Here is a 13220-nt window from a genome sequence, read left to right as displayed (position 1 = left end):
CAGGCGAGACGGCCAAGCGGTGCTGGCCAGGCGGAACGGGCCAAGCGGTGCCGGGCAGCCGGGGCGGGTCAGGCGGAGGCGGGCTTCCAGCCCGGCGGGCGGAGGATGGACAGCAGCTGGCGGACGAGTTCGTCGACGACCTCGTCGAGGGTGGCCTCCACCCAGCCGGCGCTCCAGTCGTGCAGGAGGCCGTTGACGCTGCCGATGAAGGCGGTGGCGGCGATGCGGTAGTCACGTGGCGCGGCCTCCCCGCGCGCGGCCGCCGCGTCGGCCTCGGCGCAGATCAGGTCGACCCAGTGGGACCGCCGGGCGAGCCGCTGCTCCTCCAGGCGCGGGCTGACGCCGATGATCTCGACGAAGGTGATGCGGACGCGGCGCGGGTCGGCCGTGACGCTGGCGGCGTAGGCGCGGAAGAGGGCGGTGACCCGTTCGGCCAGCGGCAGCGCGCCGGCTTCGGCGACGGCGTCCAGGACGGCCCGCTCGGCCCAGCCGTTGACCTGGAGGTGCAGGGCCGCCAGGACGTCCTCCAGGGTGCGGAACTCCTCGTAGAACTGGCGCGTGGACAGTCCGGCGGCCTCGCTGAGCGCGGCGACGGTCGTGGCGCGGAAGCCGGGGGCGTCGCCGAACAGCTGGAGCGCGGCGGCGAGGAAGCGCAGGCGCCGCTCGGCCTGCCGCTGCGCGGCGCTCTTGCCGCCGTACCGGCCGGTCGGCGCTCTCAGCCTGCCCACCACGGTTCCCCCTCCTAGCGTCGCCCGCCCCGACGGCCCCGCTCGATTTTGTCGTGTGCGCGGTCTTGTGGAATAGGCGGCCCTCTCCTTACTTTTCAGTAAGTTCTTTTGAAAGCACGCGTGTTCAGATCTTCCCGGCTCGCGCGGGCCCACCCGCGTCGCACCCCCCATCACAGAGGAGAGAGCACTCATGCCTGCCTTCAGACCCAGGCACCTTTGCTCCGTGGCCGCCGCCCTCGTCCTGACCGCGACCGCCCCCGCCACCGCCGCGACCGCCGCCGCGGCCACAGCCCCCGCCGCCGGTTCGTCCGCCGCCGGACTGCGCGAGGTGCTGTTCGTGGGCAACAACTGGGACGGCACCGCCGACGTCATCCGGTCCTCCGGCGACTTCGCCAAGGTCGGCCGGATCAACGTCATCCCCGACAAGGACCAGCGGATGGCGGAGATCAACGCCGACCCGGTCAAGTGGATCTACTTCCAGGCGATCCGCAACAGCGTCGGCGAGGGCCACGACCAGTTCGCCGACGACATGTACTCCACCCCGGACGGCCGTTCCGTGGTGGTGTCGCGGCCCAGCTTCGCCGACGTCGTCTCCATCGACCTGGCCACGGACAAGATCAACTGGCGTTTCCCGGTGGCCGGTTACCGCGCCGACCACATGGCCCTCTCCCCCGACGGCACCCGCGTCGCGGTCTCCGCGTCCACCGCGAACACCGTGCACGTGCTGGACATCGCCACGGGTAAGCAGCTCGGCTCGTTCGCCACCGGCGACAAGCCGCACGAGAACATCTTCACCAAGGACGGCAAGTACATCTGGAACATGTCCATCGGGGACGTCAACACCGCGCTGGACTCCCCCGCCTGGGACTGGACCAAGGGCGACCGGCACATCACCGTGGTCGACGCGACCACGTACAAGCAGGTCCGCGTCATCGACATGCGGCAGCGGCTGGACGCGATCGGCCTGAAGGACTTCTCCGACGCGGTACGGCCCGCGGTGTTCACCCCGGACGAGTCCACGCTGTACTTCCAGGTGTCGTTCTTCAACGGCTTCCTGGAGTACGACGTCGCCACGGACAGGATCACCCGGGTCAAGACGCTGCCGAAGAACCCGGCGACCAGCGAGGACCGCACCACCTGGGTCAACGACTCGCGCCACCACGGCATCTCCATGAACCCCGAGGGCACCAAGCTGTGCGTCGCCGGGACCATGGACGACTACGCGACGGTCGTGGACCGCGCCACCCTCCAGGAGGGCCCGCTGGTGCCCGCGTCGAAGCCGTACTGGGCGACGGTCAGCGGCGACGGCAAGGACTGCGTGATCTCCGAGAGCGGCGCCGACCAGGTCACGGCCGTCGACTTCGCCACGGGCCGCAAGGTGGTCTCGGTCCCGGTGGGCGACCACCCGCAGCGCGTCCGGCTCGGGCACGTCCAGGCCGACTGGACGGGCCCGTCGGCCGGTTGACGGGCCCCGGCCCGCGGTCAGAAGTATGCGGCGGCCCACGCCGAGAACTCGGAGCGGGCCGCCGCCGGCACGTCCGCGGAAGGGACGGGCCGCCGGCGCTCCGGCGCGAGGGTGCCGGTGCGGGTGCTGCCGGCCGGGCACGGAACGCTGATGGATTAACGCTCAACAAACCCCGCCGCACCACTCGCCGCGTCCGGGACTCGGCCATAGAGTGACGTACACCACGCTGGTCGCTGATTTCCCTCACCCACGCCCATACGGTCTCTGGAGGGCACATGACCCATATCTCGGTCACGGTGGACGGCACGGCCTACGAGGACGAGGTGGAACCCCGACTCCTCCTGGTCCACTATCTGCGCGACCGTCTCGGTCTGACCGGTACCCCGATCGGCTGCGACACCTCGAACTGCGGGGCCTGCACGGTGGAGCTCGACGGCGTGAGCGTCAAGAGCTGCACGGTGCTGGCCGTCCAGGCGGACGGGAGCGAGGTGACGACCGTGCAGGGGCTGGCCCCGGACGGCGAGTGGACGCCGCTGCAGCGCGCCTTCCACGAGCGGCACGCCCTGCAGTGCGGCTACTGCACGCCGGGGATGCTCATGGCCGCGCGGGACCTGCTGCGCGAGAACCCGCACCCCTCCCCCGAGGAGGTGCGCAGGGCCCTCGAGGGCAACCTGTGCCGGTGCACCGGATACCAGAACATCGTGCGCGCGGTGCTCTCGGCCGCCGAGGAGAGCGACGGCTCGGGGGCCACCGGCGAGCGGAGCGCCGCGTCCGCCCAGGAGGTGACGGCATGACCGACCAGGCCGTCGAGCGCGAGGTCGGCAAGGCCCGGCTGCGCAAGGAGGACGCCCGGCTGATCACCGGCCAGACCAACTGGACCGACAACATCTCCGTGGCCGGTCTGCTGCACATGGCCATCCTGCGCAGCCCGATGGCGCACGCCCGCGTCGAGCGTGTGGACGTCTCCCCGGCTCTCGGGCGCCCCGGCGTCGTCGCCGCGTTCAGCGGCCGCGACCTCGCCGAGGGCCTCGGCTCCCTGCCGTGCGCCTGGCCCGTCACCGAGGACATGGTGCTGCCCGACCACCCGCCGCTCGCCGTGGACGAGGTGCGCCACGCCGGCGACCCGGTGGCGGTGGTGGTGGCCCGCGACCGGTACGCGGCCGCCGACGCCCTCGAGGCGGTCGAGGTCGACTACGAGCCGCTGCCGCCCGTGCTGGACCTGGAGGCGGCGCTCGCCGAGGACGCCCCGCTGGTCCACGCCGACAAGGGCACCAACCGCGCCTACGTGTGGCCGCTGAAGACCGGCGAGGACTACGGGAGCGTCAAGCAGCGCGCGGACGTGGTCGTCAAGCGGCGCTACGAACAGCAGCGCCTCATCCCCAACGCCATGGAGCCGCGCGCGGTCGTCGTCACCCCGCTCGCCGCCTCCGGCGAGTACACGGTGTACTCCGCCACCCAGATCCCGCACATCCTGCGGATCATGCTGTCGGTGGTCACCGGGGTGCCCGAGCACAAGCTGCGCGTGGTCGCCCCGGACGTGGGCGGCGGCTTCGGCTCCAAGCTCCAGGTGTACGGCGAGGAGGCCCTCGCCCTGGCGGTGGCGCGCAAGCTGGGCCGCCCGGTGAAGTGGACCGAGTCCCGCTCGGAGGGATACCTGGCCACCCACCACGGCCGGGGCATGATCCAGGACATCGAGCTCGCCGCGACCTCCGAGGGCCGGCTGCTCGGCCTCAAGGTGGACCTGCTGGCCGACATGGGCGCGTACCTCATGCTGGTCACGCCGGGCATCCCGATTCTGGGCGCGTTCATGTACCCGGCGATCTACAAGATGGACGCCTACGAGTTCAACTGCACGGGCGTGTTCACCACCCGCACCCCCACCGACGCCTACCGCGGCGCCGGGCGCCCGGAGGCCACGTACGCCATCGAGCGGGCCATGGACGAACTGGCCGCCGAGGTGGGACTGGACCCGGTGGAGGTGCGGCGGCGCAACTGGATCCGGCACGAGGAGTTCCCGTACACCTCGATCGCGGGACTGACCTACGACAGCGGCAACTACGAGGCGGCCACCGACAAGGCGCTCGCCCTGTTCGGCTACGACGACCTGCGCGCCGAGCAGGCCAAGCGCAACGAGCGCGGGGACACCGTGCGCCTGGGCATCGGCGTGTCGACGTACACGGAGATGTGCGGCCTCGCCCCCAGCCGGGTGCTGCGCGACCTGCGCTACTCGGCGGGCGGCTGGGAGGCGGCGAGCATCCGCATGCTGCCCACCGGCAAGGTCGAGGTGGTCACCGGCACCAGCCCGCACGGGCAGGGGCACGTGACGTCCTGGAGCCAGATCGCCGCCGACGTGCTGGGCGTGCCGTTCGAGGACGTCGAGGTGGTGCACGGCGACACCAAGGTGGCCCCGCAGGGCATGGACACCTACGGCTCGCGGTCGCTGGTGGTGGGCGGCGCGGCCGTGCACCGGGCGGCCGAGAAGGTGGTGGACAAGGCGCGCAAGGTCGCCGCGCACCTGCTGGAGGCCAGCGAGGACGACCTGGAGTTCCGGGACGGGGTGTTCTCCGTCAAGGGCTCCCCCGAGGCGCGCAAGACGATCCAGGAACTCGCCTTCGAGGCGTTCACCTCGCACGACGTGCCCGAGGGCATGGAGCCCACCCTCAACGCCGAGCACGTCCTCGACCCGGAGAACTTCTCCTACCCGCACGGCACGCACCTGTGCGCGGTCGAGGTCGACACCGAGACCGGGCGGACGGGTATCAGGTCCTACGTGTGCGTCGACGACGTGGGCCGGGTGGTAAACCCGATGATCGTCGAGGGCCAGGTGCACGGCGGGCTCGCGCAGGGCATCGCGCAGGCGCTGTACGAGGAGGCGGTGTACGACACGGAGGGCAACCTGGTCTCCGGCACGATGGCCGACTACCTGGTGCCCTCGGCGCCGGACCTGCCCGAGTTCGTCACCGACCGGACCGAGACGCCCGCGGCCTCCAACCCGCTCGGCGTCAAGGGCGTCGGCGAGGCGGGCACCATCGCCTCCACGCCCGCCGTCGTCAACGCGATCGTGGACGCGCTGCGGCCGCTCGGCGTGCACGACGTGCGCATGCCGTGCACACCGGAGCGGGTCTGGGAGGCGGCACGGTCGGCACAGTCGTCCGGTGCGGCCCGGAAGGAGGGCTCGGCATGATTCCCCCCGCATTCGACTACGTACGCCCGGCCGGCGTCGAGGAGGCCGTGCGCGCGCTCGCCGACGCGGGCGAGGACGCCAAGGTGCTGGCCGGCGGGCAGAGCCTGCTGCCGCTGCTCAGGCTGCGGCTGGCCTTCCCCGAGCTGGTCGTCGACGTCGGGCGCATTCCGGAGCTGCGCGGGGTGCGCGAGGACGGCGACACGCTCGTCATCGGCGCGCTGACCACGCACCACGACGTGGTCCACGACCCGCTGGTGCGCCGGCACGCCGGTCTGCTGGCCCAGGCCACCGAGGCGGTGGCCGACCCCGCGGTACGGCACCGGGGCACCCTCGGCGGCTCGCTCGCCCACGCCGACCCGGCCGGCGACCTGCCGGCGGTGGCGCTGGCGCTGGACGCCGAGCTCGTCGCCCAGGGGCCGGGCGGGCGGCGCGCGATCCCGGCCCGCGAGTTCTTCACCGACTACCTCCAGACCACCCTCGCTCCCGACGAGCTCCTGGTCGAGATCCGGGTGCCGAAGCGGGACGGCTGGGGCTTCCGCTACGAGAAGTTCGCCCGCGTCGCCCAGTCCTGGGCGATGGTGGGGGTCGCCGCGCTCGTACGGCGCGACGACGGGCACATCGCCGAGGCGCGCGTCGGGCTCACCAACATGGGCGCCACCCCGCTGCGGGCCACGGCGGCCGAGGAGGCGCTGGCCGGGGCGGGGGACGCCGGGGCGGTGGCGCGGGCGGCGGAGTCGGCGGCCGAGGGCACCCGGCCCTCCCGCGACGCCTCGGCCTCGCCCGAGTACCGGGCGCACCTGGCGCGGGTGCTCACCAAGCGGGCGGTCCTGGCCGCCGCCGGGATGGGGTGAGCGCCGATCACCGCCATGGACGGCCCCGAGCAGGTGCGGGCCCGCCTGGAGGAGACGGGGTACCTCGTCGACGACGGGCTGGCCATCGCCTGCTTCCTGGCGCTCAGGCTGCACCGGCCGGTCTTCTGCGAGGGCGACGCGGGCGTCGGCAAGACGGCGCTCGCCTCCGCCCTCGCCGAGGCGCTCGGCGCCCCGCTGATCCGGCTCCAGTGCCACGAGGGCATCGACGCCTCGCAGGCGCTGTACGACTGGGACTTCCCCCGTCAGCTGCTGCATCTGCGGGCCGCCGAGGCGGCCGGCGTCAAGGACGCCGAACGGCTCGAACGCGAGCTGTACGACCGGCGGTTCCTGGTCGCGCGGCCACTGCTCAAGGCGCTCCAGACGCAGCCGTCGGTGCTGCTCGTCGACGAGATCGACCGCGCCGACGACGAGTTCGAGGCGTTCCTGCTGGAGGTGCTGTCGGAGTTCCAGGTGACCGTGCCGGAGCTGGGCACGCTGCGGGCGGAGGTGCCGCCGGTGGTGGTGCTCACCTCCAACCGGACCCGGGAGGTGCACGACGCGCTGAAGCGGCGCTGTCTGTACCACTGGTTCGACCATCCGGGCTTCGCCCGCGAACTGGCCATCGTACGGCGGCGGTTGCCCGAGGTGTCGGCCCGGCTGGCCGAGCAGGTGACCGCGCTGGTGCAGGCGCTGCGCGCCGAGGACCTGCTCAAGCCGCCCGGCGTGGCCGAGACGCTGGACTGGGCCCGCGCGCTGGACGCGCTCGGCGCGAGCGAGGTCGACGCGGAACTGGCGGTCACCACCCTGGGCTCGGTCCTGAAGTACCGCGAGGACACCGACCGGGCCCGGGGGCTGGACTTCGCGGCGGTCCTCGCGGCGCGGGGGGCGTGAGCGCCGTGGCGGGCCCGGACCCCGAACCGGCCCGAACGCTCCGGGCGGACGCCGTGCTGCTCGGCTTCGCGCGGGCACTGCGCGCCGCGGGCGCCGACACCGGCTCCGAGCGCGTGCACGCCTTCCTGCGGGCGGTGGACGCGCTGCGGCCCGGTGTCCGGGCGGACGTGTACTGGGCGGGCCGGCTGACGCTGTGCGGCGACCGGGACGACCTGGAGCGCTACGACCGGGTCTTCGCCGCCTACTTCGGCACCGGCGAGGCCACGACCCGGCCGGCGCGGACCCTCGTACCGCCCCGGCTGCGGCTCACCCTGCGGGAGGCCCCCGCCGGGCCGCGCCCCGACGGCCCCCGGGGCGAGCGGCAGGGGCCGCCCACCGCCACGCTGGCCAGTTCGGTGGAGGTGCTGCGCCATCGGGACGTGGCTCAACTCGACCCCGCCGAGCGGGCGCAGGTGCGGCGGCTGCTGGCCGCGCTCGCGCTGCGCGGGCAGCCGCGGCGCACCGCGCGGCGCCGGCCGGCCCGGCGCGGCACGGTCGACCCGCACCGCACGGTGCGGGAACTGCTGCGGCGCGGCGGCGAGCCCGCGCTCCTGCGGCGGCACGCGCGGGCCGAACGGCCCCGGCGGGTGGTGCTGCTCGTCGACGTCAGCGGGTCCATGGCGCCGTACGCCGACGCGCTGCTGCGCTTCGCCCACGCGGCGGCCCGCGGGCAGCGCACGGAGGTGTTCACCATCGGCACCCGCCTGACCCGGGTGACGCGCGAGCTGTCCCACCGGGACCCGGACCTCGCGATGGCCGCGGTCGCCGAGGCCGTGCCCGACTGGCGCGGCGGCACCCGGCTGGGCGAGCTGCTGCGGGAGTTCCTCGACCGGTGGGGGCAGCGGGGCATGGCGCGCGGGGCCGTGGTGGTGCTGCTGTCCGACGGCTGGGAGCGCGGCGACCCCGAGCTGCTGGCCGCGCAGATGCGGCGCCTGCACCGCCTGGCCCACCGGGTCGTCTGGTCCAACCCGCGCAAGGCCCGCCCCGGCTACGCCCCCCTCGCCGCCGGCATGGCCGCCGCCCTGCCGAGCGTGGACGCCTTCGTGGAGGGCCACAGCCTGGCGGCACTGGAGAACCTGGCGGCGGTGGTGCGGGGCGCGGACGTGGGCGCCGTGACGGAGCGGGCGTCGCCCGGTGCCGCGGGGGCGGGACCTGCCGGCGTTGGTTCGCGGGAAGGAGTTCGACGTGCGTGAGATTCTGCCCGTGCTGGAGCGGTGGTACGCGGCGCGGGTTCCGTTCGGGCTGGCCACGGTGGTGTCGGTCAGCCGCAGCGCGCCGCGCGACCCCGGCGCGGCGATGGCGGTCGGCCCGGACGACGAGGTAGCGGGCAGCGTGTCGGGCGGCTGCGTGGAGGGCGCGGTCTTCGAGCTGGCCCAGGAGGTGGTGGCGAGCGGCGAGGCACGCCTGGCGACCTTCGGCTACAGCGACGAGGACGCCTTCGCGGTCGGCCTGACCTGCGGCGGCGAGATCACCGTGCTGGTCCGCCCCGTCACCCACGAGTCCGATCCCGCCTTCGGCGCGGTCGCCGCGTCGGTCGCCTCCGGCGAGCCGGTCACCCTGGCGACCGTGGTCGACGGGCCCGCGCCGCGCGGAGCGACCCTCGCGGTGTGGCCGCACACGGTCGTGGGCAGCCTGGGCGCGCCGGGACTGGACGTCGCCGTCACCGCCGACGCCCGCGGCGAACTCGCCCTCGGCGCCACGGGTACGCGGCACTACGGGGCGAACGGCGAGCGCCGCGAGGACGCCGTCACCGTCTTCCTGCACTCCTTCGCGCCGCCCCCGCGCATGCTGGTGTTCGGCGCGATCGACTACGCCGCCGCGGTGGCCCGGATCGGCGCCTTCCTCGGCTACCGCGTCACGGTGTGCGACGCCCGCCCGGTGTTCGCCACGCCGAAGCGGTTCCCGGATGCCGTGGAGGTCGTCGTGGACTGGCCGCACCGCTATCTGCACGGCACGGACACCGACGAGCGCACGGTCATCTGCGTCCTGACCCACGACCCCAAGTTCGACGTGCCGCTGCTGGAGGAGGCGCTGCGCCGCCCCGCCGCGTACATCGGCGCGATGGGCAGCCGCCGTACCCACGACGACCGGCTGGCCCGGCTGGTGGAGGCGGGCCTCACGGACGCCGAGCTGTCGCGGCTGCGCTCGCCGGTCGGGCTGGACCTCGGCGCCCGTACGCCCGAGGAGGTCGCCGTCTCCGTCGCGGCCGAGATCGTCGCGCTGCGCTGGGGCGGCACCGGGCAGCCGCTGACCGCGACCGCCGGAGCCATCCACACGGCCGGCACCGCCTGAGCCCCGGCCCGGAGCCTGATCCCCGAGCCCCGAGCCCCGAGTCCGAGTCCGCAGAGGAGAGGAAGAGATGGAGCTGCACCACGAGTTCACCGTGCCCGTCCCGGTCGACGACGCCTGGCGGGCGCTCCTCGACATCGAGCGGGTCGCGCCGTGCCTGCCGGGGGCCGCCGTGGAGGACTACGACGGCAAGACGGTCACCGGCTCGGTCAAGGTCAGACTGGGGCCGATCACCGTGACGTACAAGGGGACGGCGGTCTTCGAGGAGCAGGACGAGGCGGCCCACCGGATGGTGCTCGCCGCGAGCGGCCGGGAGACCCGGGGGCAGGGCACGGCCCGCGCCACCGTCACGGCCACGCTGGAGGAGCGCGACGGCACCACGGCGGTGTCGGTGGGCACCGACCTGACGGTGACCGGCCGGCCGGCGCAGTTCGGGCGGGGCGTGATGGCGGAGGTGGGCGACCGCCTGGTGGGCCAGTTCGCGGACTGCCTGGCACAGCGGCTCGCGGAACCGGCGGCGCGAGCCGCGCCGGGGACGGCCGCCGGGGCAGCCGTGACCGAGACGGGCGCCGGTGCCGTGCCGGGGGCGGCTGCCGGTGCCGTGACGGAGGCGGGTGCCGAGACCTCCTCCGAGCCTCGCGGGGAGGCGGCTGCCCGCACCCGCGCCCAGCCGCCCGCGTACGCCCCGTCGGAGCCGATCGACCTGCTGCGCACCGCCGGCGGGCCGGTCGCCAAGCGTGTCGCGGTGGCGGGCGCCGCGGCCGCCGCGGTGGTGTTGCTGGTGGTGGCGGTGCGTCGCCTGCGGGGCAGGTGACAGGGGACGGCTGCCGTGCGGGGATTTCCGTAGATTCCTCCCGGTTTTGTCGGCCGGGGTGGTGTGCCGCGCGCCCGGGACGGGTAGGCGGCGCATCAACGGATGAGGCATGCATGGCCTCTGCAGCACATGTGCCGCACATCCCCGCTGGAAGGAGGTCCGTGACAGCGCACCATCACAGCGCCCGGGCCGCCTCCGCGCACAGAGCGGTGGCCCGGATCTCGTCCAGAAGTCGGGAATGAGAAAGGGAAGAGTGATCCCGGGGCGGCCCCGTCGGGGTCGCCCTCCCCTGTGCGTGGCCGTCCGTCACCGCCTGCCCAGCAGCGCCGCGCGCCCGGCAGCAGGGCGCCCGGCAGCAGCGCCAGCACCAGGAGCACGGTGGCCGCGTAGAGGCCGGCCGCGCCGAGCGCGATCGCGTGGAATCCCCGTACGAAGTGGGACTGGTCGCCGGGCTGTCCGGCGACGGCGCCGGCCACCGCGATGCCGATGGCCCCGCCGGTCTGGCGCGCGGTGTTGTTCACGGCCGAGGCCAGGCCCGAGCGGCCGGCGGGCACGGCCGCGACCGCGGCGGCCACGACGGCCGGGGTGAGTATGCCGAGGCCGGTGCCCCACAGCAGGAACGCGGGCAGCAGCACCGCGTAGCCGGAGTGCGGCTGGGCGCGGACCAGCAGGGCGAGTCCGGCGGCGGCGCACAGCAGTCCGGCGGTGGCCGGCAGCCGGGCCCCGACGCGGCTGGTGATCCGCCCGCCGAACGGCGCGATCACCGCGAGCGGGGCGAACAGCGGGACGACGGCAAGACCCGCGCCCAGCGCGGAACGGCCCTGCACCGACTGCAGGAACAGCATCAGCACGAACAGCGCGCCCAGCGTGCACAGGTTCATGATCCCGGCGGCGGCGTTGGCCGCGTCGAAGGCGGGCCGCCGCAGCAGCGCGGGCGGCAGCATCGCCTCCTCCCCGCGCCGCGCCTCGGCGACGCACAGCGCGGCCAGGGCGGCCACCGCGACCACGGCCGCGGCGACGACGCGCGGGGCGCCGGCCCCGGACCGTCCGCCCTGGACGAAGGCGTACGTCGTGGCGAGCAGCAGCAGCGCGCCCAGCAGCAGTCCGGGCAGGTCCAGGGGCGGGGTGCTGGCACCGCGGCTCTCGCGTACGACGGCCGCGGACCACACCAGGGCCACCAGCACGATCGGCACGTTGACGAGGAAGACCGCGCGCCAGCCCAGCCCGTCGACGAGCAGCCCGCCGAGCAGCGGACCGGCCGGCAGGGCCAGGCTGCCGATTCCCGCCCACACCCCGATGGCCCGCGCCCGCCCGCGCTCGTCCGGGAAGGCCTGCCCGATGATGGCCAGCGTGCCCGGCAGCAGCAGCGCGGCGCCCACGCCCTGCACCACCCGGGCGGCGACCAGCACGGGGGCGTCCGGGGCGAGGCCGCAGGCGAGGGAGCCGAGGCCGAAGACGCCGAGCCCGGCCAGCACGACACGCCGGTGGCCGTAGCGGTCGTCCGCCGTGCCGCTGGCCAGCATCAGCGCGGCGAGCGCCAGCGCGTAGCCGTCCACGACCCACTGGAGTCCGCCGATGTCCGCGCCGAGGCCCGAACCGATCCGGGGCAGCGCGACGTTGACGATCGTCACGTCGAGCAGCACCAGGAAGTACCCGGCGCACATCACGACGAGGACGGTGCGGGGCGAGCCGGTGGACCGGGGCGGGCCCACGACCCGCCGCAGGAGCGTTGCCGGTGTGTCAGCCATGACTCCACGCATACCACCGGGGTCCGACACTCCCCTTCGGGATCGGCGGCGGGCGCGGACCCGGCGGTCGCTACGTCGTGTGGCGCGGCGGCAGCCGGTGCAGTTCCACGTCGGTGAGCCGGCCGCCGTCGACGGTGGCGGTCATGTAGGTGCAGTAGGGCTGGCGGCGGCGGTCGGTGGGCGAGCCCGGGTTGAGCAGGCGCAGACCGGAGGGCGCGGTGGTGTCCCAGGGGATGTGGCTGTGTCCGAAGACCAGGACGTCCAGGCCGGGGAAGCGGGCGGCGCAGCGTACCTCGCGGCCCTGGGCGGGCCCGGTCTCGTGGACGGCGCCGAAGCGCAGCCCGCCGAGGTCGGCGCGGGCCACCTCGGGCAGACGGGCGCGCAGCGCGGGTCCGTCGTTGTTGCCGTACACGCCGACGAGCCGGCGGCTGCGGCTCTCCAGCAGGTCGAGGGTGGCGGTGTCGACCCAGTCCCCGGCGTGGAGGACGACGTCCGCGCGCGGGATCTCCTCGAGCAGCGGCGCGGGCAGTTCCTTGGCGCGCTTGGGGAGATGGGTGTCGGACATCAGCAGCAGGCGCACCGGCTCAGCGTACTGCCGCAATGCCCGCGGGACCTCGGAGGAGAGGGCTCCGAAGCGCCGTACGGACCGCGCGGGACGATCCAGAAGATCTACAGGTGAAACTGTTCAGTTCGGACTGGACAGTTTGGGCTTACGGTTCTACGGTGGCCGTATGGATCACGAGACCGGTGAGGTGCCCGAGGGCGTCTCCCGCTCCGCCGCCCGGGCCGCGCGCGAGCTGCGCGTGGTGTTCAGCCGGCTGCGGCGGCGCATCCGCGAGGTCGCGCAGGACGAGGACCTGACGCCGTCGCAGGTGTCGGCACTCACCCTGGCCGGCAAGCACGGGGCCGCCACGGCGAGCGCCCTCGCGGCCGCCGAGGGGGTGCGCCCGCAGTCGATGGCGACCACGCTGTCCGCCCTGGAGCAGCACGGGCTCATCCGCCGCAGCCCCGATCCCGACGACGGCCGGCGCCAGTTGGTCACCCTGACCGAGACGGGCCGCGAACGCATCGAGGACAACCGGCAGGTGCGCGCGGAGTGGCTGGCCCGCGCCCTGCAGGACCGGTTCTCGGAGGCCGAACGGGGCACGCTCCTGGAGGCGTTCGCCCTGATGGAACGGCTGACCCGCCCGTGACCCGCGCGACCTCGGGGA

General features: G+C 74.5%; 12 protein-coding genes. 9 read left to right on the top strand and 3 right to left on the bottom strand.

The features are described from left to right. Positions 1 to 68: 68 nt before the first annotated feature. Positions 69 to 731 (bottom strand): TetR/AcrR family transcriptional regulator, encoded by a 663-nt coding sequence (locus IE217_RS12035; RefSeq protein WP_190177775.1) that lies wholly within the window; start codon positions 729 to 731, stop codon positions 69 to 71. A gap of 187 nt (positions 732 to 918) precedes the next feature. Here IE217_RS12035 and IE217_RS12030 point away from each other — a divergent pair, with 187 nt between their 5' ends. The 8 genes from IE217_RS12030 (at position 919) to IE217_RS11995 (ending at position 10261) form a co-directional block, all read left to right on the top strand. After that, positions 919 to 2193, top strand: coding sequence for a YncE family protein (locus IE217_RS12030; protein ID WP_190177774.1), 1275 nt, complete (start codon positions 919 to 921; stop codon positions 2191 to 2193). 275 nt (positions 2194 to 2468) lie between these two features. Beyond that, a complete protein-coding gene (locus IE217_RS12025) occupies positions 2469 to 2987 on the top strand; it encodes a (2Fe-2S)-binding protein (protein ID WP_190177773.1) in 519 nt (172 codons plus the stop codon). Further along, positions 2984 to 5377 carry a xanthine dehydrogenase family protein molybdopterin-binding subunit gene (locus tag IE217_RS12020; protein ID WP_190177772.1) on the top strand — a complete coding sequence of 798 codons (2394 nt, stop codon included), beginning with the start codon at positions 2984 to 2986 and terminating at the stop codon, positions 5375 to 5377. Before IE217_RS12025 ends, IE217_RS12020 begins: the two co-directional genes overlap by 4 nt. Beyond that, a complete protein-coding gene (locus tag IE217_RS12015) occupies positions 5374 to 6228 on the top strand; it encodes an FAD binding domain-containing protein (RefSeq protein WP_190177771.1) in 855 nt (284 codons plus the stop codon). Before IE217_RS12020 ends, IE217_RS12015 begins: the two co-directional genes overlap by 4 nt. Positions 6229 to 6243: 15 nt before the next feature. After that, a complete protein-coding gene (locus IE217_RS12010; RefSeq protein ID WP_229865219.1) occupies positions 6244 to 7119 on the top strand; it encodes an AAA family ATPase in 876 nt (291 codons plus the stop codon). 5 nt (positions 7120 to 7124) lie between these two features. Continuing rightward, the gene (locus tag IE217_RS12005) at positions 7125 to 8351 is read left to right on the top strand and encodes a vWA domain-containing protein (protein ID WP_373298001.1); all 1227 of its coding nucleotides are present in this window, start codon (positions 7125 to 7127) and stop codon (positions 8349 to 8351) included. Beyond that, the gene (locus tag IE217_RS12000) at positions 8344 to 9450 is read left to right on the top strand and encodes an XdhC family protein (RefSeq protein ID WP_190177769.1); all 1107 of its coding nucleotides are present in this window, start codon (positions 8344 to 8346) and stop codon (positions 9448 to 9450) included. Before IE217_RS12005 ends, IE217_RS12000 begins: the two co-directional genes overlap by 8 nt. Positions 9451 to 9517: 67 nt before the next feature. Then, the gene (locus IE217_RS11995; protein ID WP_190177768.1) at positions 9518 to 10261 is read left to right on the top strand and encodes an SRPBCC family protein; all 744 of its coding nucleotides are present in this window, start codon (positions 9518 to 9520) and stop codon (positions 10259 to 10261) included. 95 nt (positions 10262 to 10356) lie between these two features. Here the strand turns inward: IE217_RS11995 and IE217_RS11990 are convergent, their stop codons facing one another. Then, positions 10357 to 12009: an MFS transporter gene (locus tag IE217_RS11990; RefSeq protein WP_229865218.1), complete on the bottom strand. Its 1653-nt coding sequence runs from the start codon at positions 12007 to 12009 to the stop codon at positions 10357 to 10359. 70 nt (positions 12010 to 12079) lie between these two features. Continuing rightward, entirely contained in the window at positions 12080 to 12589 is a 510-nt protein-coding gene (locus tag IE217_RS11985; protein WP_190177767.1) for a metallophosphoesterase family protein, read from the bottom strand. Between the two features lie 151 nt (positions 12590 to 12740). Here IE217_RS11985 and IE217_RS11980 point away from each other — a divergent pair, with 151 nt between their 5' ends. Further along, positions 12741 to 13202: a MarR family winged helix-turn-helix transcriptional regulator gene (locus IE217_RS11980; RefSeq protein ID WP_190177766.1), complete on the top strand. Its 462-nt coding sequence runs from the start codon at positions 12741 to 12743 to the stop codon at positions 13200 to 13202. The last annotated feature ends 18 nt before the right edge of the window (positions 13203 to 13220 follow it).

It is taken from the genome of Streptomyces naganishii JCM 4654 (assembly GCF_014650575.1).
GTDB classification, from domain to species: domain Bacteria; phylum Actinomycetota; class Actinomycetes; order Streptomycetales; family Streptomycetaceae; genus Streptomyces; species Streptomyces naganishii.
Note: the sequence above shows the minus strand (reverse complement) of the source record. Positions and strands in the feature narration are given on the sequence as shown.

Coding starts and splice junctions, on each gene's coding strand:
- IE217_RS12030 (WP_190177774.1), top strand. CDS start 919: ATGCCTGCCTTCAGACCCAGGCACCTTTGCTCCGTGGCCGCCGCCCTC.
- IE217_RS12025 (WP_190177773.1), top strand. CDS start 2,469: ATGACCCATATCTCGGTCACGGTGGACGGCACGGCCTACGAGGACGAG.
- IE217_RS12020 (WP_190177772.1), top strand. CDS start 2,984: ATGACCGACCAGGCCGTCGAGCGCGAGGTCGGCAAGGCCCGGCTGCGC.
- IE217_RS12015 (WP_190177771.1), top strand. CDS start 5,374: ATGATTCCCCCCGCATTCGACTACGTACGCCCGGCCGGCGTCGAGGAG.
- IE217_RS12010 (WP_229865219.1), top strand. CDS start 6,244: ATGGACGGCCCCGAGCAGGTGCGGGCCCGCCTGGAGGAGACGGGGTAC.
- IE217_RS11995 (WP_190177768.1), top strand. CDS start 9,518: ATGGAGCTGCACCACGAGTTCACCGTGCCCGTCCCGGTCGACGACGCC.
- IE217_RS11990 (WP_229865218.1), bottom strand. CDS start 12,009: ATGGCTGACACACCGGCAACGCTCCTGCGGCGGGTCGTGGGCCCGCCC.
- IE217_RS11980 (WP_190177766.1), top strand. CDS start 12,741: ATGGATCACGAGACCGGTGAGGTGCCCGAGGGCGTCTCCCGCTCCGCC.